Annotated in this window: 18 protein-coding genes; 2 read left to right on the top strand and 16 right to left on the bottom strand. The window is 57.1% G+C overall.

Annotated elements, in window-relative coordinates; translation table 11 throughout:
• Positions 1–15: 15 nt before the first annotated feature.
• A complete protein-coding gene (locus tag ACJJU9_RS05060; protein ID WP_407730194.1) occupies positions 16–4,038 on the top strand; it encodes a neuraminidase-like domain-containing protein in 4,023 nt (1,340 codons plus the stop codon).
• Positions 4,039–4,064: 26 nt separating this feature from the next.
• On the opposite strand, the gene ACJJU9_RS05065 is transcribed toward ACJJU9_RS05060, so the two are convergent.
• Genes ACJJU9_RS05065 through ACJJU9_RS05090 form a run of 6 tightly spaced genes read right to left on the bottom strand, consistent with a single transcriptional unit; the run spans position 4,065 to position 11,300 of the window.
• Positions 4,065–5,456: a sigma-54-dependent transcriptional regulator gene (locus ACJJU9_RS05065; protein ID WP_407730195.1), complete on the bottom strand. Its 1,392-nt coding sequence runs from the start codon at positions 5,454–5,456 to the stop codon at positions 4,065–4,067.
• Positions 5,453–7,216 carry an ATP-binding protein gene (locus ACJJU9_RS05070; protein ID WP_353233116.1) on the bottom strand — a complete coding sequence of 588 codons (1,764 nt, stop codon included), beginning with the start codon at positions 7,214–7,216 and terminating at the stop codon, positions 5,453–5,455. The genes ACJJU9_RS05065 and ACJJU9_RS05070 overlap by 4 nt, the downstream gene beginning before the upstream one ends.
• Positions 7,216–8,340, bottom strand: coding sequence for a GNAT family N-acetyltransferase (locus ACJJU9_RS05075; protein ID WP_048366991.1), 1,125 nt, complete (start codon positions 8,338–8,340; stop codon positions 7,216–7,218). The genes ACJJU9_RS05070 and ACJJU9_RS05075 overlap by 1 nt, the downstream gene beginning before the upstream one ends.
• A 14-nt stretch (positions 8,341–8,354) precedes the next feature.
• Positions 8,355–9,221, bottom strand: a complete 867-nt coding sequence (locus tag ACJJU9_RS05080) for a carboxylesterase (protein WP_048366990.1) — start codon at positions 9,219–9,221, stop codon at positions 8,355–8,357.
• Positions 9,218–10,612 (bottom strand): aspartate aminotransferase family protein, encoded by a 1,395-nt coding sequence (locus tag ACJJU9_RS05085; protein WP_407730196.1) that lies wholly within the window; start codon positions 10,610–10,612, stop codon positions 9,218–9,220. The genes ACJJU9_RS05080 and ACJJU9_RS05085 overlap by 4 nt, the downstream gene beginning before the upstream one ends.
• Positions 10,605–11,300, bottom strand: a complete 696-nt coding sequence (locus ACJJU9_RS05090; protein WP_407730197.1) for an MtnX-like HAD-IB family phosphatase — start codon at positions 11,298–11,300, stop codon at positions 10,605–10,607. Before ACJJU9_RS05090 ends, ACJJU9_RS05085 begins: the two co-directional genes overlap by 8 nt.
• Positions 11,301–11,526: 226 nt before the next feature.
• Between ACJJU9_RS05090 and ACJJU9_RS05095 the strand changes: the two genes are divergently transcribed.
• Positions 11,527–12,285 (top strand): MipA/OmpV family protein, encoded by a 759-nt coding sequence (locus tag ACJJU9_RS05095; protein WP_048366987.1) that lies wholly within the window; start codon positions 11,527–11,529, stop codon positions 12,283–12,285.
• 120 nt (positions 12,286–12,405) lie between these two features.
• Here ACJJU9_RS05095 and ACJJU9_RS05100 read toward each other — a convergent pair whose 3' ends face one another.
• From ACJJU9_RS05100 to ACJJU9_RS05145, 10 genes are all read right to left on the bottom strand, one after another.
• Positions 12,406–12,807 carry an EamA family transporter gene (locus ACJJU9_RS05100; protein ID WP_153333821.1) on the bottom strand — a complete coding sequence of 134 codons (402 nt, stop codon included), beginning with the start codon at positions 12,805–12,807 and terminating at the stop codon, positions 12,406–12,408.
• Positions 12,808–12,836: 29 nt separating this feature from the next.
• Positions 12,837–13,211, bottom strand: a complete 375-nt coding sequence (locus tag ACJJU9_RS05105) for an EamA family transporter (RefSeq protein ID WP_048366986.1) — start codon at positions 13,209–13,211, stop codon at positions 12,837–12,839.
• The gene (locus ACJJU9_RS05110; RefSeq protein ID WP_407730198.1) at positions 13,208–14,128 is read right to left on the bottom strand and encodes an arginase; all 921 of its coding nucleotides are present in this window, start codon (positions 14,126–14,128) and stop codon (positions 13,208–13,210) included. Before ACJJU9_RS05110 ends, ACJJU9_RS05105 begins: the two co-directional genes overlap by 4 nt.
• Positions 14,129–14,403: 275 nt before the next feature.
• Positions 14,404–14,730 (bottom strand): GlpM family protein, encoded by a 327-nt coding sequence (locus tag ACJJU9_RS05115; RefSeq protein WP_407730952.1) that lies wholly within the window; start codon positions 14,728–14,730, stop codon positions 14,404–14,406.
• A gap of 8 nt (positions 14,731–14,738) precedes the next feature.
• Positions 14,739–16,064, bottom strand: a complete 1,326-nt coding sequence (locus ACJJU9_RS05120; RefSeq protein WP_407730199.1) for a sigma-54-dependent transcriptional regulator — start codon at positions 16,062–16,064, stop codon at positions 14,739–14,741.
• Positions 16,061–17,965 (bottom strand): ATP-binding protein, encoded by a 1,905-nt coding sequence (locus ACJJU9_RS05125; protein WP_407730200.1) that lies wholly within the window; start codon positions 17,963–17,965, stop codon positions 16,061–16,063. Before ACJJU9_RS05125 ends, ACJJU9_RS05120 begins: the two co-directional genes overlap by 4 nt.
• Before the next feature lie 137 nt (positions 17,966–18,102).
• On the bottom strand, positions 18,103–18,837 hold the full coding sequence (locus tag ACJJU9_RS05130; protein ID WP_048386002.1) for an amino acid ABC transporter ATP-binding protein: 735 nt from the start codon (positions 18,835–18,837) through the stop codon (positions 18,103–18,105).
• Positions 18,834–19,508, bottom strand: coding sequence for an amino acid ABC transporter permease (locus ACJJU9_RS05135; protein ID WP_048386004.1), 675 nt, complete (start codon positions 19,506–19,508; stop codon positions 18,834–18,836). Before ACJJU9_RS05135 ends, ACJJU9_RS05130 begins: the two co-directional genes overlap by 4 nt.
• On the bottom strand, positions 19,508–20,254 hold the full coding sequence (locus ACJJU9_RS05140; RefSeq protein ID WP_048386006.1) for an amino acid ABC transporter permease: 747 nt from the start codon (positions 20,252–20,254) through the stop codon (positions 19,508–19,510). The genes ACJJU9_RS05135 and ACJJU9_RS05140 overlap by 1 nt, the downstream gene beginning before the upstream one ends.
• Before the next feature lie 200 nt (positions 20,255–20,454).
• Positions 20,455–21,372 (bottom strand): glutamate/aspartate ABC transporter substrate-binding protein, encoded by a 918-nt coding sequence (locus ACJJU9_RS05145; RefSeq protein WP_407730201.1) that lies wholly within the window; start codon positions 21,370–21,372, stop codon positions 20,455–20,457.
• Positions 21,373–21,681: the final 309 nt, after the last annotated feature.

Below are 21,681 nucleotides of genomic sequence, written 5' to 3' on the forward strand. Positions count from 1 at the left end.
CACGGGAGAAACAGCATGAACGAGACATTGTTAGCTGGCCTGAACGAATCCCGGCGCGATGCTTTGGTGGCGTATTACATCCAGCGTGTGATGCCTGATCGTGGTCTTGGTGAGTTGGCTGAAAAAATAGTCAGCGCAGATGATCTTTATGAGTACCTGCTGCTGGATACGCAAGTGTCCGGTCTTATCAAGACCAGTCGTATTGCCGAAGCGGTGGCCAGTGTTCAGTTGTATTTACACCGTTGCCAGGAACAGTTAGAGCCTGATACTGACGCGCAGGCCATGCAAGAGGCTTCACGCCACAACGGCTATTTCAGCCGTTGGAACGTCTATAACAAACGCTACGCCAACTGGGCCGGATTACAGCGGTTATTACATTATCCCGCCAGCTATATTGACCCTGAATTGCGTTACAACAAAACCCAGTTGTTTGTGGAGTTGGAGTCAGCGATCAATCAGGGCCGTATTACCGAAGAGCGCGTTGAACAGGCCTTTACGCAATACGTGAGCGGCCTGCGCAATGTGCTGGATATTCGTTATGACAGTGGGTATCAGGTAGATCCGTCCGGCGAGCAGGGCGCCGCGTATTTTTGCGGCAGCATACCCGGTACGACCGGGGAGTATTACTGGCGACGTGTTGATGCAACCGACTTCGGCACCGACTCGACAGTGCGCAATGCCGGGGCGTGGAGCGAATGGTTGAAGATTGATGCGCCGATACAACCGATGGAGGGCGCCACACCGTCCATTGTGTACTTTGCCAATCGTTTGCATGTGCTGTGCGTGCATGAATACGCCAGTGGTGCCAAAGTCATCGATGAGCTTGGAACTACGCAACCGGTCATGGAATGGGAACTCCAGATCGCAACCTTGCGGTCCAGTGGCCAGTGGAGCCTTCGCAGTTGGCCTCTAGACAACAAACCGAACAGGGTTTTTGCAGCCGAGATACGGGACTCTGAGCTTAAAACTGAGCCAATGCTGGGTGTATTCTTTCAGATGCCTGACGGATTGAGCGTGTATTATTTCAGTAAAATTTTGCAGAGGATTACATCACCTAGCATTGGCATGAAATTCGATTTTCAATATGAAAATAAAATGTTCGATAAGTATTACGAAATTCTAATGTTTCAGCCGTTTAAGTACATGGCATCTTTGGTTCCTAATAAGCCTACAGTTACTAGCGATTATGTATTTCGCTTTGGTACTCCCGATCTAGATATTTTTTTAATTTTTTCTAATTTTAAATTTTCGGAGACTACTAATAAAACGCTGGAGATGTCTGTTGATGCCTCTATAAAGGGTTTTGCAGACCTGAATCTAAAGTTTTTAATTAAAAGAGAGGGGGTTTTGGTTTTTGAGTTTAAAGACATTCCAGGTCGGATCGGTGAGGTCGAAACTATTACTCGTGATACGGGTATTTTCTATGGGGACTTTGCAATAAATGATCTTTACACTATAGGCTTTCAATTTGTCGGACTTCATAATGTTCCTTTACTGAGATCTACTACCAGCGATCCCGCAATACTCAGCAATTTTGATCAGAATAAACATATGTGGATTGTTACGGCCCACGACAGCGTGGGCCGGCCTCAAATGCTGTGCTGGTCCTCTGGACATAATAAAGAACTCGTACTGACCACCCAGGCCGGGCCATTACTTGAACAAAATATGCTTCAGGGTGTTGATGCGTTGCTATCTTGGGATATACAGCAACTATTGATCGACCCAGATCAATTCAATGGCAGCAATATTAGTCGCAAACTCCCTTTCGAAGGGGGCGTGGGGCTGTATACATGGGAGTTGTTCTTTCATGCCCCGCTGTTGATTGCCAACCGCTTGCTGGCAGAGCAGCGTTTTGATGAGGCCGAGCGTTGGTTTAAGCGCATCTTCGATCCAGCAGGTTATCGCGATGCTGATGGCAACTTGCAGATGAACGGTCCGCAGCCGCGCTACTGGAATGTGCGCCCGTTGCAGGAAGACACCGCCTGGAATCCTTCGTCCCCAGTTGACACCGATGACCCTGATGTCATCGCTGCCGCCGACCCCATGCACTACAAATTGGCGGTGTACCTGCGCACGCTGGAACTGCTGTCTGCACGTGGCGACCAGTTGTATCGCCAGCAAACCCGCGACAGCCTCAGTGAGGCCCGCATGTGGTACGTGCAAGCCCTGCAAATGCTCGGCCCGCGCCCGACGCTGCCGTTAGCTCTGGCGTGGGACGCACCTACACTGAACGAGGCCAGCAGTACCGATAACCTTCGGCTACTGGAGCTGGAGCAGTTGGTCGAACAGCAGCTACCGCATCTGGCCCCTGCATCCGTGCCGCAGATTACAGTGGTCAACGGGCCGTTTCGGGCCCCGGTTGATGCAGCCGTGCTGGCTTACTGGGATCGTTTTGAAGGGCGGCTTTACAACCTGCGCCGTTACCTGTCCATCGACGGGCACCCGCTGTCACTGGGAGTGTTCGAATCGCCCTCCGACCCGCGTGCACTGCAAATGGCACGTCTGGCGGGCGACGGAGCAGGAGGCATTGAGGTGCAAGCTACACCAGGACTGTGGCCGCAACGCTTTCCAGTAATACTGGAGCGGGCTCGTGCTGCTGTGCAACAGGTCATCCAGTTCGGTGCCAACCTGCAGAGTGTGCTGGAACGCCGCGACGTCGATGCGTTAAGCGTTTTGCAACAAACACATCAGGGCGGGCTGCTGTCCATTATGCGTGAAATACATAGTGCCAATCTGGGCTCGCTCGATCACACCCTGGAGGGGATGAAAAAAAGCCAAGCCACCCATTTGGCCCGTCAGCAGCACTACGAGGCTTTGTCTCACGAAAATATCTCCGAGCGAGAGCAGCATGCGATGGATTTACGCAGCGACGCTGCTTTTACTGAGCAAACTGCGGGTGTCTTGCGGGTAGTTGCCGGTGGGTTGAACCTTCTGCCAAATGTGGCGGGCTTTGCATTTGGCTGGGGAGAGGTGGGTGGTCTTGTCAGTGCTTTCAGCGATGCATTGACGATTGATGCAAATATGATGCAAGCCGAAGCCGTCAAGGTGGATGTGTCTGAGCAATACCGCCGCAGACGTCAAGACTGGGATTTGCAGCGTGATCAGGCGCGGCGTGAAGTGGAACAACTCACGGACCAGATCGCGGCCTTGAACCAACAAAAAAGCATGACCCTTAAACAGCAACAGCAGATTGAACTGGAACAGGCCTACAGTGCTGTGGTGCTGGAAGTAATGACCACCCGCTTCACCGGTCAAGCTCTGTTTAATTGGCAGGCTGCGCGGTTGGCCACGCTTTACTACCAGCTTTACGACTCGGTATCTGCACTGTGTACTCAGGCGCAAGCCAGCCTGCGCTGGGAAACGAGTGATTTGCGCAACTATCTGCGCCCAGGTAACTGGAACGATCTGTATCAGGGGTTGCTGGCCGGGGAGAGTCTTCTTCTGAGTTTGCAACAGATGGAGAACGCGTACCTGCAGTGGGATCGTCGGGCATTGGAGGTGCGCAAAACGGTCTCGTTGCTGTCGCTGTCCCCGAGTCTGATTACAGACATTCAAACAGCATTGACGCAAAAGGCCTCTACGCTCGCACGCCGTGATGAAGAACCGTCCAAGGTGACTGTGACGTTGAAAGATGAGGGGCTGATCCTGACCTTTGATCTCAAAGACATGAATATCGCGAACGATTATCCGGACAGGCTGGGGGCGAAGCGTTTGCTCAAGGCGTTGAGTGTCTCGCTACCCGCACTTCTGGGGCCGTATCAAGACGTGCAAGCTTTATTGAGTTACTCGGGCAATGAACCGATAGCGGACGGTTGTACGGCGGTGGCGATTTCCCATGGTCTGAATGACAACGGCCTGTTCCAGTTGGATTTCAACGATGGTAAGTATTTGCCGTTTGAAGGCATACCGGTGAAAGACTCAGCGTTTTCTCTGATGTTTCCGAACGCTGCTGAGCAGGCCAATACCCCCAACCAGCAGGCCATGTTAATGAGCTTGAATGACATTATTTTGCATATCAATTACACCATTCGCTAAACGTGCCCCGAGAGGCCAGGTGAGTATCACCTGGCAATCTTGTCGACATGTATATCGAGTTTTTTCAGGCGATACCAAAAGCTGCGCTCTGAAATCCCGATCAATTGTGCGGCCGCCGCCTGAACGCCTTGGGCCTGTTGCAAGGCGGCCAGGATGTAGGCCTTTTCAACCTCGGCCAGGGCGGCTTCCAGATCAGGCGGGACGCAGACTTCAGGGGTCAGCAAACTGCTGCTCTGCAGCGGCTGGGCACTGAACAGGTAAGGCGGTAAATCGCTGTCTTCGATGGTGCTGCTCTGGGCCACGATGGTGGCGCGCTCCACGCAGTTTTGCAGTTCGCGAATGTTCCCCGGCCAGTTGTATTCGGTCATTGCTTGCAGGGCGCTCGGGCTAAAACCGGTAATTCGTTTACCTGCGGTAGCGCCCAGGTTGTGGGCAAAGTGCCGCGCCAGCGGGCCGATGTCTTCAACGCGTTCGCGCAAGGCGGGCAGCGGGATCGGGAAGACGTTCAGGCGGTAGTACAAGTCTTCGCGAAACTCTTTGTTGGCCACGGCTTCCAGCAGGTTTTTGTTGGTGGCGGCAATCACCCGCACGTCTACTTTACGTTCCCGCGGGTCGCCTACGGGTTCAATCACCCGTTCTTGCAACGCGCGCAAAATCTTGGCCTGCAAAGCCAGCGGCATGTCGCCTACTTCGTCGAGAAACAACGTGCCTTTGTCGGCCTGCATAAAGCGCCCGACGCGATCGGCCACCGCGCCCGTAAAAGCGCCTTTGCGATGGCCAAACATCTCGCTTTCCAGCAGCCCTTCAGGAATGGCCGCACAGTTGACCGCGACAAAGGGTTTGTCTGCCCGGCTGCCATGCCGATGGATGGCGCGGGCGACCATTTCTTTGCCGGTGCCGCTTTCGCCGGTCAGCAAGATGGTGGCGCTGCTGTCGCGCACCGAGTCGATGGCTTGCAGGACTCGACGAAAACTCGGGCTCTCACCCACCAGGCTGTCTATGTGCTGGTGTTCGTCGAGTTCGGCGCGCATGCGCGCGTTGTCGCGCACGATGTCGCGAAACTGCAGGGCTTTGCTGACGGTGATGTCGAGCTCGTCGATGTCGAAGGGTTTAGCGATGTAGTCGTAGGCACCGTTACGCATCGACTGTACGGCGTTTTTCACCGTGCTGTAGGCGGTCATCACGATCACCGGCAGTTGCGGGTAGCGCACTTTGACCTCGGCCAGTAACTGCGGGCCGTCCATGCCGGGCATGCGCCAGTCGCTGATCACCAGGTCAATGTCTTCCTGCTCAAGAATGGCCAGGGCTTGCAGGCCGTTGCCAGCGGTGAACACGTGAACATCGTTCTGGGTCAGCGCCGAGCTGAGCAGGTCACAGAGTTTTGGCTCATCGTCGACTACCAGTACGTTATGGCTCATGACTCATCCCCTCCGTGGGCCGGAATATACAAGTTGAAGGTGGTGCCAGCGTCTTTTTCGCTGAGGCATTCAACACGGCCGTCATGGTTTTCCAGGATCGAAAAGACTTTGGGCAAGCCCAAGCCGGTGCCCGAAGCTTTGGTGGTAACAAATGGGGTGAAAATGCGTTCGATCATGTCAGCTTCAATGCCTTGGCCCGTATCGATAATGCTCAATACGGTATCGCCGTTGTCATCCTGCGCAATGCGCAAGGTCAGGTAGCCACCGTCAGGCATGGCGTCGATGGCATTGATGATCAAATTCAGGCACGCCTGCTTCAACTGCCGGGCGTCGGCATACAGGGTCGCACCGGGGGCCTGATCGTCGATCTGGGCCTTGATGCTGTGGCTTTTCAGCTCGGGCTCGCAAAAGCCCAGGATATCTTCGACCAATGGCCGCGCCAGTTGCTGCGAGCGCACCGGCGCGCTGGGTTTGGCGAAGTCGAGGAACTCGGTGATCAGTTCGTTGATGCGCGTGACTTCACTGACCACGTATTCCAGATGGCGTTTGTCGGTCTCGCCCAGGTCGGCCCGGCGGTGCAGCAACTGGGTGGCGGTTTTAATGATGCCCAGCGGGTTGCGGATTTCGTGTGCCAGGCCCATGGCCACTTCGCCCAGGGCATGCAGGCGGTCGCGCCGACGCAGTTGGCCTTCGAGGTGTTGTAACTCGCCCAGGCGCGCAGTCATGTGGTTGAAGGTGCTGCTCAACTCGGCCAGTTCATCGTGCCCCGACACGGCGACGCGCTGGTTGTAATCCCCCGCCGTCACTGCGCGTACGCCTTCGGACAAGGCCCGTAGCGGGCGTGTCAGGCGTTCTGACACCAGCCAGCCGACGGTCAGTGACAGCAGCGAGCCGAGCAGAAAAATCAGCGTAAACAGGTTGGTCTGATTGACCAGCCCGACGAGGCTGGAATGGCGCAGCAGGCCGCTGTAGATCACCCCTTGCAACTCGCCGTTGTCGTTAAGGATGGGCCAGTACAGACCGCTGTAGCGGCTGGTGAATTGCTCGCTGGGGAGCTTGGTCTCGCGCAGCGTCTTCTCGATGCTGTGGGAGAGCATGGGTTTGTGTTCATCAAAATGCTGGCTGGAGAAAATCTCGGCGAAGCCATTGGCATTGGACAGGTACAGACGCAGGTCGAGGGAATGCACATCGGCCACGCTGGTCAGGAAGCTGCTGTCCATGAAGGTCGCCACCAGCAACTGGAAGTCCTCACCGTCTTGGGAGGTCGGAAACGTCGACACCACCGTGCCGGTCGGCACGCCGCCGACATTGATGGTCTGCAAGACGGCGTTGGGGGCCAGGCTGATCTGGTCGACGATGTTGTCGCTAGCGGTGCTGAACACCACTTTATGGTCGCTGGTGCGAATCAGTGCCACAACATCAATGCCCATCGCGTCAGCAATGTCGGCGGTGAGTTTGTCGTGGCGAATGGCTTTGTTGGAGGACGGCGGGTGGGTGTATTGCTGGAACAGCTTGGCGACGCGGGCGTTGTCCTGAAGGATCTCGCTGATTTCGTCTTTGACGATTTTGGTCGATTCCTGCAGCCAGACCCGCACGTTACTGTCGAAAATCTGCGACAGGGTGGTGGCGGCCAATTCTGCCGCGATCATGGTCGGCACAACGCTGACCAGCCAAAAAGCCAGGACCAATTTGCGCTGCACCGTCCAGCGCGACACTTTGAATGGCTGGGGTTTGCGCGAAGATTCAGGCGTGATGGGCATTATGTCTCGCTTATCGCGGCAGCCAGAGCGGGGTCGTGGCGGTCAGGGCGGATGAACAGTTTGACCAGTTTGAGCACGCCATTGATCAAGCGGTTGCGATGGCGAAAAAACAGCGTGTTGTTCTGAAACGTGCAACCCAGACGAATCTTGCTGGCATAGCCTGCCTGACCACATTCGTATAAGGCAATGTTGTTGCGAATACAGTAGTCGACATTCACCACCCAACTCCTGAAATACAAGTTGTACTCGCGGCTAAGCGTAAGGTCATGACCAAAAAACTTGTCGATCAACCGATGCTCGTCAATCAGCACCAGGTTGAAGGCGACCAGATGTTCGTCGACCCAATACAGCACGCACAGCGCCCGGTCACCCAGTTGCTCGAGAATACCGGTGAAATAGGCGGGCGGTAAGCGTTCAAATTGCAAATCGCTGCGTTCGAGGGTGGCTTCGTACAAGCGCATGACCTCGGGCAAGACGTCGTCGATATTGTTGCGCCATTCCACCCGTGGTTCTGGCGCTCGCAGCTTGCGGCGCATGTCTTTGCGCGTCGATTTACCCAGAGAGCCGAGGTAGCTGTCGACCGAACCATAGGGCACCGGGAGCATGGCGCTGGGCAGGCTGGGCATGGATTGAAAGCCCGCGGCCTTGCAGCTGTGCGCCCAGTCATTGTCGTGGCTGGGTACGTCTTTAACAGCAATCAGACCGATGCCCAGTTGGGCGGCGTCGCTGTGGGCCAGCTTAAGGAGTCGGGCGAGCAGGGCGGGGCGTTCTGAGGCGGCAATGTGGCTGGCCGTGCCCGCGCTGCATTGTTCTGTCACCGGCGAGCCGATGGCGTACAGGTGTAAGTGCATCAACCCGGGCATCACGCGATTCAATTGCTCGGTAAAGCGTTTACCGATGCCTTGAACCGTGGTGTCGAGCCGATAGCTGGTGGTGAATGCGGTGGCCGCTGCAATCAAGGTCGAGCCTTCGAACAGCGTCAGGTAACGCCATTCGAAGCCCTCGATGCCGGCTTTTTCGACCGCCATGATGTAGTCCCAATCCTCCAGAGCACCTGGGAAACAGTCATTCCAGGCCTCGCGCTCGATGGCCTGGAGTGATGAAAAGGCGTGGGCAGTAATCATGAGACGTCCTTGGGTCAGGCTTGTTGCAAATACTCAATCGGTTGCGTTGTCACGTTGCTGTTCTTTTTTACGAAGGCGGCACTCAACTCGATCACGCGGCGGTATTGCAGGTCGACGGTGATCATGTGGTAGCAGTTGTCGAGCAGCACTTTGGTCACCTGGCCGCCCAAGTGGCGCTCCACGTAATCGGCGTTCCAGCGGCTGGTGATGTCGTCTTCGATGGAGTGCAGCACCAGTGCAGGCGTGGTGATCGACGGCATGCGTTTTTTCACCACAGCGTTCATCCGGTGCAGTTCGCGCACGGTCACGCCTTCCATCGTCAACAACCCGGCATTGCTGCTTTCGCCGGCTTTCATCTGGCGCTCGACAATCGCCCGCAAGCGCTCGTTCTTGATGCCGTAAGGCGGCTTTTCTTCAAAGCTGCACAGGTGCACACCGCCCGGAATGGCCATCAACAGCGGGGTCAAAAACGCCAGCTTGTTGATGCTCCAGCCGTCGTAACGCAAGGTGGTGGAATACATCAGCAAACCGGCGACCTGGCCGGGGTGCTCGGAGGCCACGTACATCGACATTACGGCGCCCATCGACAAGCCGCCGACGAACACCTGCTGGTGACGTTGGCGAATGCCGGCGAAGGTTTTGCGCACGCCTTCGTACCAGTCTTGCCAGCCGGTGGCTTGCAGGTCGCTGTTGTCACCGCAGTGCCCGGCCAGGGTCGGTACGTACACGGTGCACGTACCGTCTTTGGCCAGGCCCTGGGCCACCCGACGGAGTTCCGTCGGGGTGCCGGTGAGGCCGTGGATCAACAGGATCCCGACCTCACCTGTGCCGAGAACGAAACCGGCGTCGCCTTCGCCCAGATCGATCTCTGACGCGTTCACCGTTGCATCGCCCGGTGCAGCAGGCGGTCGAGCAGGGCCAGGCCCAGGTCGATTTCTTCGTAGCTGATTTCCAGCGACGGGGCCAGGGTGATGACGTTTTTGTAGTAGCCGCCCACGTCCAGAATCAGACCCAGACGCTTGCCGTCGATTTCGATGTCGCCCTTCATGCCTTCTTCAACCATGTAGTCCAGGGTTGCCTTGTCTGGCGTGAAGCCGTCCGGGCCGCAGATTTCGCAGCGCAGGGCCAGGCCCAGACCGTCGACGTCGCCGATGATCGGGTAGCGTTTTTGCAGCTCTTGCAGGCCTTCCAGGAAGTATTTGCCTTTGGCCATGACCATCGCGCCGTAGTCGACTTCGCTGGTCATTTTGAACATTTCCAGGCCCACGGCGGTGCCCAGCGGGTTGGAGGCGAAGGTGGAGTGAGTCGAACCTGGCGGGAATACCTTCGGGTTGATCAGCTCTTCACGGGCCCAGATGCCGCCCAGCGGGTTGAGGCCGTTGGTCAGCGCTTTGCCGAAGACGATCACGTCAGGTTTGACGTCGAAGTGTTCGATCGACCACAGCTTGCCGGTACGCCAGAAGCCCATCTGGATTTCGTCGACCACCATCAAGATGCCGTGCTGATCGAGCACTTGCTTGAGTTCGCTATAGAAGTTCATCGGCGGAATCACGTAGCCGCCGGTGCCCTGGATCGGCTCGACGTAGAACGCTGCGTATTCGCTTTGACCGACTTTCGGGTCCCACACGCCGTTGTATTCAGTTTCGAACAGACGGGCGAATTGCTGCACGCAGTGGCTGCCGTATTCTTCTTTGGTCATGCCTTTAGGGCCTCGGAAGTGGTACGGGAACGGGATAAAGTTGGCACGCTCACCGAAGTGACCGTAGCGGCGACGGTAGCGGTAGCTCGAGGTGATCGAGGACGCGCCCAGGGTACGGCCGTGGTAGCCGCCTTCGAAGGCGAACATCAGGCTTTTGCCGTTGCTGGCGTTACGCACCACTTTGAGGGAGTCTTCGATGGACTGCGAACCGCCGACGTTGAAGTGCACGCGACCGTCGAGGCCGAACTTGTTTTTGGCGTCGACTGCGATGCGTTCCGACAGCTCGATCTTGCCTTTGTGCAGGTATTGGCTGGCGATCTGCGGCAGGGTGTCGATCTGTTGTTTCAGCGCGTTGTTCAGGCGTGGGTTGGCGTAACCGAAGTTAACCGCCGAGTACCACATTTGCAGGTCGAGGTAGGCCTGGTCTTCGGTGTCCCAAACGTAGGAGCCTTCGCAACGGCTGAAAATACGCGGTGGTTCGATATAGTGGACGGTATCGCCGTACGAGCAGTACTTGGCTTCTTTTTCCAGAAGAATCTGGTCTTCAGCGGTAGCGATTCGAATATCAGACATGATTGAAGAGTTCCTGCTGGTCACGAGAATAATGAGGGGCGTTAGCGGCGTTGCTTGGCAATTTGGCCAGCAAGCCCGGGAGTTCAGCGAAAGAGTCGAAGCGTGCGTACGGGATGCCGTTGCGCTCGCAGTGGTCGGCCAGGCTGTCTTTGGCAAACACGAAGTCGGCGGACGAGGCCACGCACATGTCGGAACGGCCATCGCCAATCACCAGCACGCGTTTGCCGCTGGGCGTGGACTTGCATTTGCAGTTGCCCGAGGCGGCGCGGCAGGCGTCGCTGGAGTAAGGGAAGTCAATGCGCCAGCTGTTCTGATCAACCTGACGCAAGCGGTTGGCGAGGATCGGCAGCAGGGTCACGTAATTGCGTGCCAGGATGCGCGCGATGCCTTGCTCGATGCCGTCGCTGACCACTTCCAGGGTCGCGCCGAGGCCGATGACGTGATCGACGAAGTCCGGGAAGTCCGGGTCAATCTCTACAGTATCGAAGTAAGCCAGCAATTCGGCTGGCGAGGCTTTGACCAGCGACAGCTGGCGGCTCAAGCATTCACGCGAACCGATCTCACCTTGCACCCATTGTTCTTCGATCGTCTCCCAGCTAGGGTCAGCGAAGCGTTGAAGAATGTTGTCGATGACGTCGGTACGGGTAATGGTCCCGTCGAAATCACACACGATATGCCATTGCATCATCTGCATTGTCCTGTTGAGGAGAGGCGCTGTTTGCGCATAAACAGGCAATTGCATCGACTGTGCCAACTTGCCAAAGCCCAGCGGGCGCGGGCCTTGGCGGCGGGTGCGAGCCAATTGGCGTTGTGGAGCTACAATTTTTGTAGCTCGCTACAAACAACATCAGTGCTTGCGTCGATCGGCCAAAAAAGCGATTGATGCGCGCATGAATTTCTATGGAACCCGTTTTATGAAAACGCCTTTGTCTGCTTTTGTGCTGTTCACTCTGCTAAGCGCCGGTGCGCACGCGGCCGATGGCCCGAGTGGTGAAGCAGGCGTAGGGGTGGGCTATCAGCCCTACGACCCGAGTGGCAGCCGCTACCAGACAGTGCCGTTGCCGTATTTCGATGTGGACTGGGGCGATTTCAGCCTGGACACCGACGACGGCCTGACCTGGAACGCGCTCAACGCCAATGGCTGGACGGCGGGGCCATTTATCAACTATTTGCCGGGGCGTAATGCCAACGGCTCGCTGCGCGGCTTGCGCGATGTGTCAGACATGGCGCAACTGGGCGGCTTTGTGCAATACAGCCCGGCTGACTTTTGGCGTCTATATGTGCAAGTGGGCCAAGCGGTAGGCGCCGCTGGCGGGCAGGGCGGCGTATTGGGCCAGGTGGGTGGCGAGTTGGGTTATCCGTTGGGCTTCGGGATTATTGGCAGCAGCCAATTGTCAGCGCATTTTGCCGATGGCCGGCAAATGTCGACCTTCTTTGGGGTCAACGCCAGTGAGGCCCAGGCGTCGGGCATTGCGCGATACAACGCCAGCGGCGGTTTTCAGAACGTCACCCTGACTCAGAACTTTGAATTCCCGCTGGCGCAGCATTGGTCGCTGGTGGCCAGCGCGAGCTGGATACGCCTGGTCGGCTCGGCGGCCGACAGCAGCATCGTCAAAGAAATAGGCGATGTGAACCAGGGCACGGTACAAACAGCGGTGAGCTACAAGTTCTAAACACCTGTAGTCGCTGACGAGGCACGAGGCTGCGATGCGGGCCGCAGGACCGCCGTCTGGAGGTCGATTCGCAACCTGTCGCAGCCCATCGCAGCCTTCGTGCCTCGGCAGCGACTACAGTCAGTGTTCTGGCTCACCATCGGCAAGTAAGGCAATGCCGACGATAATCACCGCCACGCCCGCCCAGTGCAGCAGGCTGATGTGCTCTCCCAGCCCCAGCCACGACCCCAGCAAAACCCCCACAAACACCAGCGAACTCAGCGGGAAGGCCAGCGACAGGCTGCTGCGCCGCAGAATCAGCATCCACACAAAAAAGGCCCCGATGTAGCAGGCTATCGCCACCCAAACACCCGGGTTGGTCATGACCGCTTGCAACCATTGCAGGGTGAAATCCATCTGCCCGAGTTGGTCGCCGCCGACTTTGGTTGCGATTTGCCCGCCGCTTTCGAGGATGATCAGCAGCGCCCACAGCACCACGGTGCCCAAGCGGCCATGCAGCCAGCCGTCGGCTGTTGTGTTCATCGGTTCAGTCTTTTCCACGCATTAGCTCCTTAAGCTCCGGCGATGCAGACCAGCATCACGCCAAGGGTGATCACCAGGGTTCCCATCCAGCGCCGACGGCTGACGTGTTCACCCAAAAACACTTTGCCGGCGAACACCACGCCGCAATACGCCAGCGCAGCGGCGGGGAACAACAGGCTTAACGGTGCGCGTGACAGCGCTTCGAGCCAGACAAAAAATTCGATCACATAGGCGCCAATCCCGGCCCACAGCAGGGGCGCGTTAAACACCTGGCCCCAGAACGCATTGAGGCGAAAACCGCCTTCGAGCTCAGGCAAACGGTCGAGGCCGACCTTGAAACACAATTGGCCGATGACATCGAGGACGATCGAAAACGCCACCAGCAAAATCACAATCAGCGTCACGGGAACAACTCCTCAAACAGCGCAATCAGCGCGTCGTTAGTGGTTGAGTTGCGCAAGAGGTCAGTGTCACTCCAGCGCTCCGGCGGCGGTTGATCGGACTTGGCCTCCCAGCGTTTGAGCACGTTGCTGTGCGGGGCTTTGGCAAACTCGCCGCACACATCAATGCCCAGCACACGCTTGCTCGCAGCGAGGGCGCGGATGGCATGCAATAAGTGGCTCAAGCGCATGCCGCCCTGATCCCAATTGGTGGCCGCGTCTTCACTGGCCAGCACGTCTTTGTCGATGGTGATCCATATGGCGTCTGTCGGCAGGCCCTGAATCAGTTGCTCGATAAAGGTCGGCCAGTCCTGATCGGCCAGGTTGCGCCAGTGCAGGAGGTTTTCCCGTTGTTCATGGCCTGCGGCATCACCGATCCGCCCCCAGACTTTGGTGGGCGCGTGTTGCCAGGGGAAGAGCTGCAAGTCGCCCCGTTGTACAGCACCGAGGTTACCGCCCTTGAACTGCGGGTTCTCCAGATCATCGCTGCACGGGCCGAGGGTGACGATACGTTTGATATTCGGCAGTTTCAGTGCGCGATTGACCCACGACCCGCAATGGCGGCGGGGCGCAAAGCGGACCCAGTCGGGGTGGTTATCGAAGTGGATCAGCGTCACCGGCTCGCTCAGATCAGCCAGCAGGGCCGGGGTGAGATGGTGATAGTCACCGGAGCCGACAAAGAAGAGTTCCGGCGTGTTCGCACGGGGTTTCGGGCGTTGTTGCAGCTGTTTGACGAAGCGCTGGTAATTGCGCTCGGTTGACCAGAGACGCAATTTTGGGCCCAAGGCCAGTAAATCGAGGCGCGTTGCGCGGCCATCGGCTAATCGCTGCGCAATAGGCGCTTGAGCGGTCAGGCTGTGATCGAGATCGAGAATGTTCAATGTGTGATTTACCCCATTCAATCGCCGCCGGACCACGCCGGGCGGGCTTTTCAGGGTAAATGCAAGGTACGTGCCCGCTTTACAAATCTGCCGTCTGTAGGAGCGAGCTTGTCTCGCGATCTTTTGATCTTGATCTAAGAGCCCCCCCCCTCACCCTAGCCCTCTCCCGAAGGAGAGGGAACCGATTGGGGAATGCTGAAGATATTCGCTGGCCTGTTTGCTGCGCGACAGCGCGGCGTCGAAGACGGGGTGGCCCTTCCTACAGGTAATGTGTGTCAGTGCAACCGTACCCAAACGCTCACCAGCACAGTGGCAGCCATCAGCCAGGCCACTGCTGCCAATGCCAGCGAAGCTTCAAGGCGCAATCGGTCGACCAGCACGTACAACGCGACCAGGTAAACGAAGTACGGGATGATCGACCACATGCCGAACACAATGGTGGTCTTCAGGTCGTCTACCGAGCGCCCTTTGCCGACGATGTAATGGGCGATCAAGGCGAAGGTCGGGAACAGCGGCACCAGCCCTGCAATGTAGTAGTTTTTGGTTTTGGCCAGGATCGCCAGGATGATGACGACCGCTGCCCCCAACGCCGCTTTTAGAATCAGATCCATCAGTGTGCGAGCCCGTACTTTTTAACTTTGTCGAATAACGTGGTTTTGGCCATGCCCAGTTCCTGGCTGGCTTGCGTCAAGTTGCCACCGCTGCGTTGCAAGGCATCACTGAGCAAGGTCCGTTCGAAGGCTTCGACGGCCTCGGAAAAGCCCAACCCTTGCGAGGCATTGCTGCCGGGCTTTTTAAACGCGGGCAAGCCCAGGGCAAAGCGCTCGGCCACGTTGCGCAGTTCGCGCACGTTACCCGGCCAGTCATGGCTCATGAGGTTGGACAAAGTTTGATTGTCCAGCTCTGGCGCGGTGCGGTCGAAACGCAGGGACGATTGCTGGAGGAAATATTCGAACAGTTGCAGGATGTCTTCGCGGCGCTCACGCAAGGGCGGCAGTTCGAGGGTGACCACGTTCAAGCGGTAATACAGGTCGCTGCGAAACTGGCCAGCTTTGCCCAGTTGATCAAGGTCGGACTTGGTCGCGGCGATGACCCGGCAATCGACGTCGATGCTCTGGTTCGAGCCCAGACGTTCCAGGGTCCGCTCCTGCAACACCCGCAGCAATTTGATTTGCAGGTTGAGCGGCATGCTTTCAACTTCGTCGAGAAACAGTGTGCCGCCATTAGCGTGTTCGATTTTGCCAATCCGGCGTTTACCGGCGCCGGTAAAGGCATTGGCTTCGTGACCGAAGATTTCGCTTTCAAACAGGTTTTCCGGGAGCCCGCCGCAGTTGAGCGCGACAAATTGCTGGGGCTGGCGGCGGCTGAAGTCATGCAGGCAACGGGCGACCAGTTCTTTGCCGGTGCCGGTTTCACCCTCAATCAACACGTTGGCCGACGTATCGGCGACGTTGGCGATCAATTCGCGCAATTGCTGCATGGCCGGGGAGCGGCCAATGATGCGCCCCTCAAGCGAGTCGCGCTCGGCCAACTGCCGACGCAGCGACCACACTTCACGAGCCAGGCTGCGTTGCTCTAGCGCTCTGCGTGCAACGTCAACCAGCCGTTCCGGGGAGAACGGCTTCTCCATAAAGTCATACGCGCCGTCACGCATCGCGCCCACGGCAATAGAGATATCGCCGTGCCCGGTAATCAACACCACCGGCAGGCTGCGGTCGCGGGTCTTGAGCCGTTTGAGCAGCTCCAGGCCATCGATGCCCGGTAATCGAATGTCACTGATGACGATGCCGGGGAAGTTATCACCCACCCGTTCCAGCGCCTGTTCGGCGCTGCTGACGCCTTCGCTGTGAATGTCTTCCAGCGCGAGCGCCTGTTGGCATCCCAAGAGTACGTGAGGGTCGTCTTCAACAATCAGGACGGTCAGCTCGTGGTTCATATCGGCTCGGCCTTAGCGGGTTGCACCAGCGGTAAAAGGAGGACAAACGCAACACCACCGGCCTGCGGAAACTCAACACTGAGGTTGCCGCCCGCCGCTGCGGCGAGGCTGGCAGACAGCGTCAAGCCAAGGCCTAAGCCTTGTTCGCCGGGTTTGGTGGTGAAAAACGGTTCAAACAGATGCTTACGGTTTTCCAGGTCAATACCCGGGCCGTTGTCGCGCACGCGCAGGCGGTATTTGCCGTCGAGGTGCTCGCCCTCAAGCCACAGCTGCGGGGCTGTTGGCTGTTCTTGCAGGGCGTCGAGGGCGTTGCCGATCAAGTTGAGCAGGATCTGCTCAAGCCGGGTTTGATCGATCTTGAGGTCGGCATCGCTGAAGTGTCGTTGCAGTTCAATACCGGAGCCTTCAAGACGGCTGGCGAGCAGTTGCAGCACGGCTTCGACCGCTTTGTTCAGGTTGGCCTGGCCATGATCGTCGCCGCGTCGGGCAAACGATCGCAGGTTGGCAGTGATGCGGCCCATGCGGTCAACCAGGTTATTAATGGTGCTGAGGTTGTTGGTCGCAACGGTCAGGTCGCCACGCTCCAAAAAGCGCACGGTATTGCCGGACAGGGTGCGCAGGGCCGCCAGAGGCTGATTCAGTTCGTGGGCAATGCTGGTGGACATTTGCCCGATGGCCGCCAGTTTTCCGGCCTGCACCAGTTCGTCCTGGGCACGGCGCAGGGTTTCTTCGGCCTGGCGCCGCTCGCGAATCTGGCCTTTGAGGCGTTCGTTGCTGGCGCGCAAGTGGGCGGTGCGCTCAGTGATTTTGCGCTCCAGTTGGCTATTGGCCTCTTGCAGGGCCTCGCGGGCCGCCAACCGCGTGGCGATGACTTTGCGCCGTTCATTCCAGGCAATCAGCAGAAAGGCCAGCAGCGCAAACGCACCTGCCAGCAGCATGCCCTGGTTGGCAGCTTCGCGGCGCAGGTCCTGCAAGGGTGTCAGCAGGGTGATGTCCCACGGCGTGTCGTTAAGCCTGCGGGTTTGTGCCAGATAGCTGACTTCTTTGTCGTCGGTCACCACTTCGCTGTTGGCGGTAAAGGTGACTTTTTCAATGCCGTCGCCCAGTTGCTCGCGCTCAAGAGGTTCGAGTTCGATCAGCGGCCACCAGTAGTACTGCAGGCTGCGGGCTAATTTTTCTTTGATGTCTGCAGTCAGCGGGCGTACCGACTTGAGCCGCCGGCTTGGATCGCTGGACAGGATAATGATGCCGTTTTCATCGCTCACGTAGGCTTCGAGGCGCGCGCGTTGCCAGCGTTCTTCAAGCGCTTCGAGGCGCACTTTGATCACCGCGACGCCAATGATCTTGCCTTGTTCTTCCAGGCCATGGGCCAGGTAATAACCCGGCTCGCCCGTGGTGCTGCCAATGCCATAGAAACGCCCGGGCTGGCCGCGTACCGCGTCCTGAAAATAGGCGCGGAAAGACAAGTCCTCGCCCAGGTAACTGTCGACATCCCGCCAGTTACTGGTGGCAACGACCCGGCCGGTGGTGTCGAGCACGTAAATGGCCCGGCTGCGGCTGCGGCGGTTCAAGCCTTCGAGGTATTGATTGACGGCGACCCGGTTTTGCACGCTCGGGTCAGCCAGTAATGAGGACACACTGGACTCCAGCTCTAGCAGGCTGGGCAGGTAAGTGTATTTGCTGAGTTCGCTTTCGACCGTGCGCGCGTGCAGTTCAAGCTGACGCTCGCCGCTTTCGCTCAGGGTGGTAATGCCAAAATGTTCACTGATGCGGTAACCCGCATAACCTAACCCGATCATCATCAGGATAATCAGCGGCGGCAGCAGCAAGTGACGAAGCAGACGTGGTTTCACGGCAAGTGAGGGCGGGGCACCGCGATAAAGGTTGGGGTCGCATTTCATCACAGATGCCTTGGGTCAACCACTGCGCAATGGCAGCTGATTAACTGATATCACCTGTAGGAGCGAGCTTGTCTCGCGATCTTTTAGAAGATCAAAAGATCGCGAGACAAGCTCGCTCCTACGAGGTGTGGTGCTATTTAGTGCTGCAGGATTTTGGCGAGGAAGTGCTGGGCACGCTCGGAACGGGCGCTTACATCACCGAAGAACTCTTCTTTCTCACAGTCTTCGACGATCTTGCCCTGGTCCATAAAGATCACCCGGTTGGCCACCTTGCGTGCAAAACCCATTTCGTGGGTCACGCACATCATGGTCATGCCTTCGTGGGCCAGTTGCACCATCACGTCGAGTACTTCGTTCACCATTTCCGGGTCGAGTGCCGAGGTCGGTTCGTCGAACAGCATGACGATCGGGTCCATGGCCAAGGCGCGGGCAATCGCTACACGCTGCTGCTGACCACCAGACAACTGGCCAGGGTGCTTGTGGGCATGGGCCGACAAACCTACGCGCTCCAGCAGTTCGAGGCCTTTCTTGGTGGCTTCTTCCTTGCTGCGACCCAGTACCTTGACCTGCGCAATGGTCAGGTTTTCGGTGATGGTCATGTGCGGGAACAGTTCGAAATGCTGGAACACCATGCCAACGCGCGAACGCAGTTTTGGCAGGTTGGTCTTCGGGTCGGCAATCGATGTGCCGTCAACCACGATGTCGCCTTTCTGGAACGGCTCAAGGGCGTTGACGCACTTGATCAAGGTCGATTTGCCCGAGCCCGACGGGCCGCAGACTACAACCACTTCGCCTTTTTTGACTTCGGTACTGCAATCGGTCAGTACCTGGAAGTCCCCGTACCACTTGTTGATGTTCTTGATCGAGATCATACGGCAAACCTTTTTTGCAGACGCTTGACCAGCAGCGAGGCGGAAAAGCTGATGATGAAATACACCAGACCGGCGAAAATCAGGAATTCGTTGGAGCGGCCGATGATATCGCCACTGGAACGCGAAGCATTGAGGAAATCAACCAGGCCCACGGTGTAAACCAGTGAGGTGTCCTGGAACAAAATGATGCTTTGCTGCAACAGCAACGGGGTCATCTTGCGAAACGCCTGAGGCAGGATGATCAGGCGCATGGCCTGGCCGTAGCTCATGCCCAACGCTTTGGCTGCGCCCATCTGGCCTTTGGGAATCGACTGCACACCGGCCCGTACGATCTCGCAAAAGTAAGCGGCTTCGAACATGACGAAAGCCACCATGCACGACTCGAAAGCACCGATTGGCGTGTCTTTGCCGGTGATCCAGCGCAGCACGAACGGCACGGCCAGGTAGAACCAGGTAATCACCAGCAGCAGCGGGATTGAGCGGAAGTAGTTCACATAAGCGCCGGCCAGATTGGCCATCCACTTGCTGGACGACAAACGCATCAATGCCAGCACGGTGCCGAGTGCAACACCACCGATAACCCCGAGCACCATCAGCTTCAAGGTCATGATCATGCCGTTCCACAGGCCCGGCAGGGCTGGAACAATACCGCTGAAATCGAAGAAGTCCATTATTTACCCCCCAAAGACATCAGACCGGGCACGGCGACTTTCTTCTCGATCAGACGCATCAGCAACATGAGGCTCATGTTTAGGGTGAAGTAGATCAGCGTGGCCAGGGTGAAGGCTTCAAACAGGTTGGCGGAGAACTCGGCCGTCTGTTTGGTTTGCGCCAGCAGCTCCATCAAACCGATCAGGGACGCCACCGAGGAGTTCTTGAACACGTTGAGGAACTCAGAGGTGAGCGGCGGAATGATGATGCGGTAAGCCTGGGGCAGTAGCACGTTCCAGTAGATTTGCGACAGGCTGAAACCCATGGCACGGGCAGCCGATTCCTGGCCACGCGGCAAGGCTTCAATACCGGTACGCACTTGTTCGCACACCCGTGCGGCGGTAAACAGACCCAGACACACCACTACGCTCAGGTAGGCCGAGGTCGTTGGGCTGAGGTCTTGCTTGTACCAGTCCTGCAGGTTTTGCGGCAGCAGATCGGGTACCAGGAAGTACCACATGAACAGCTGTACCAGCAGGGGTACATTTCGGAAAATCTCCACGTAAACCGTGGCGATACCCGCGATAAAACGGTTCGGCAAGGTGCGCATCACACCCAGCAGCGAACCCAATATCAGCGCGACAATCCAGGCGACAACAGCGATCGCGATGGTCCAGCCCAGTCCGGTAATAAACCAGTCGAGATACGTCTCGCTGCCTACGCCGGTGGACTTGAAGAATACGCTCCAGTCCCAGTTGTAATTCATTCAGGGTCTCCCCTCAGATGGGTCTATAGACAAGCACTTGCTTCAGGGAATCCGTTCTCTCCGACAGTGCAGTCGGGCACACGCGTCCCGCTCGACAACCAGCGGTTCGAGTGCTTACTAATCAATAAGAAGCTAATACAGCAGGAGAACAAAGCCTGCGAGTACGCTTATGCGCACTCACACGCTTAGGTGTTCAGGTATCAGGCTGCCGGTTTTTCTGGCGCTGGCTTGTCATTTGGATTGGCAATCAACTCTTTGAGCTCATCGCTCATCGGGAACTGGAGGTTCAGACCTTTTGGCGGGATAGGGGACTGGAACCACTTGTTGTAGGAATCGTTAACTTTGCCCGACTTGTAGTAAGCAACAATGGCGTCATCTACAGCCTTTTTGAAGTCCGGATCGCCTTTGCGCACCATGCAGCCGTAGATTTCGTACGACTGTGGTGTACCTGTTACGGCCCAGTCACCTGGCTTCTTGGCTTTGGCCATTTCACCGGCCAGCAGGGCGTCGTCCATCATGAAGGCAACCGCACGGCCCGACTCAAGCATGTTGAAGGCTTCACCGTGGTCTTTTGCCGAGATCACGTTCATGCCCATCTGCTTGTCAGCGTTCATGGCCTTGAGGATACGCTCGGAGGTAGTACCGGCGGTGGTGACGACGTTTTTGCCTTTCAGGTCAGCGAAATCTTTGTACTGCGAGTCCTTTTTGGACAGCAGACGGGTACCGATTTCGAAGATGCCGACCGAGAAATCCACTTGTTGAGCGCGTTCGGCGTTGTTGGTGGTGGAGCCACATTCAACGTCAACGGTACCGTTTTGTACCAGCGGGATACGGGTCTGGGAGGTGACCAGGTTGTACTTGACCTTAAGGTCAGGCATGTCCAGGTCTTTTTTCAGCGCTTCAACGATTGCCAGTTGCACATCGTGGGAATAGCCAACCGGCTTGCCTGATGCGTCAGAGATGTAAGAAAACGGAATGGAGGAGTCACGATGCCCAAGGGTGATGGTGCCGGATTCTTTGATTTTCTTCAGTGTGCCGGTCAGTTCAGCGGCGAATACTGGAGTGCTAATCAGAGCTACAGCAATGGCTGCACTCAAAAGTTGCGGAACGATGCGCATCGATTTTTCCTCGACATTGTTTTTTTTATTTGAGCCCGTTCACGAGCCCTTTAGGTACTTCGAAACGCTAAACAGATTAAACGCTGTTTTCGCATTCGGCCCTGAGTGTAGAGCATGAGTCATGCCAGAGACGGAATTAAACTTCAACCTATTGATTTATATAGGTTTTAAAGTTTTTCTAGGTGAGGGTTGGAGGGCGTTGCGCCCGGAAAGCCGAATAGCAGGGCGATAAGCGTTCGGAAAACCGAATGAGGAAATACCGCTTATCGGTGGGGGAGAAGCAACACCGCGATCTTTCTATGTTTAAAA

Source organism: Pseudomonas helleri (genome assembly GCF_045830615.1).
GTDB classification, from domain to species: domain Bacteria; phylum Pseudomonadota; class Gammaproteobacteria; order Pseudomonadales; family Pseudomonadaceae; genus Aquipseudomonas; species Aquipseudomonas helleri.

Coding starts and splice junctions, on each gene's coding strand:
- ACJJU9_RS05060 (WP_407730194.1), top strand. CDS start 16: ATGAACGAGACATTGTTAGCTGGCCTGAACGAATCCCGGCGCGATGCT.
- ACJJU9_RS05065 (WP_407730195.1), bottom strand. CDS start 5,456: ATGAGCCATAACGTACTGGTAGTCGACGATGAGCCAAAACTCTGTGAC.
- ACJJU9_RS05070 (WP_353233116.1), bottom strand. CDS start 7,216: ATGCCCATCACGCCTGAATCTTCGCGCAAACCCCAGCCATTCAAAGTG.
- ACJJU9_RS05075 (WP_048366991.1), bottom strand. CDS start 8,340: ATGATTACTGCCCACGCCTTTTCATCACTCCAGGCCATCGAGCGCGAG.
- ACJJU9_RS05085 (WP_407730196.1), bottom strand. CDS start 10,612: ATGTCTGATATTCGAATCGCTACCGCTGAAGACCAGATTCTTCTGGAA.
- ACJJU9_RS05090 (WP_407730197.1), bottom strand. CDS start 11,300: ATGATGCAATGGCATATCGTGTGTGATTTCGACGGGACCATTACCCGT.
- ACJJU9_RS05095 (WP_048366987.1), top strand. CDS start 11,527: ATGAAAACGCCTTTGTCTGCTTTTGTGCTGTTCACTCTGCTAAGCGCC.
- ACJJU9_RS05100 (WP_153333821.1), bottom strand. CDS start 12,807: ATGAACACAACAGCCGACGGCTGGCTGCATGGCCGCTTGGGCACCGTG.
- ACJJU9_RS05120 (WP_407730199.1), bottom strand. CDS start 16,064: ATGAACCACGAGCTGACCGTCCTGATTGTTGAAGACGACCCTCACGTA.
- ACJJU9_RS05125 (WP_407730200.1), bottom strand. CDS start 17,965: ATGAAATGCGACCCCAACCTTTATCGCGGTGCCCCGCCCTCACTTGCC.
- ACJJU9_RS05130 (WP_048386002.1), bottom strand. CDS start 18,837: ATGATCTCGATCAAGAACATCAACAAGTGGTACGGGGACTTCCAGGTA.
- ACJJU9_RS05135 (WP_048386004.1), bottom strand. CDS start 19,508: ATGGACTTCTTCGATTTCAGCGGTATTGTTCCAGCCCTGCCGGGCCTG.
- ACJJU9_RS05140 (WP_048386006.1), bottom strand. CDS start 20,254: ATGAATTACAACTGGGACTGGAGCGTATTCTTCAAGTCCACCGGCGTA.
- ACJJU9_RS05145 (WP_407730201.1), bottom strand. CDS start 21,372: ATGCGCATCGTTCCGCAACTTTTGAGTGCAGCCATTGCTGTAGCTCTG.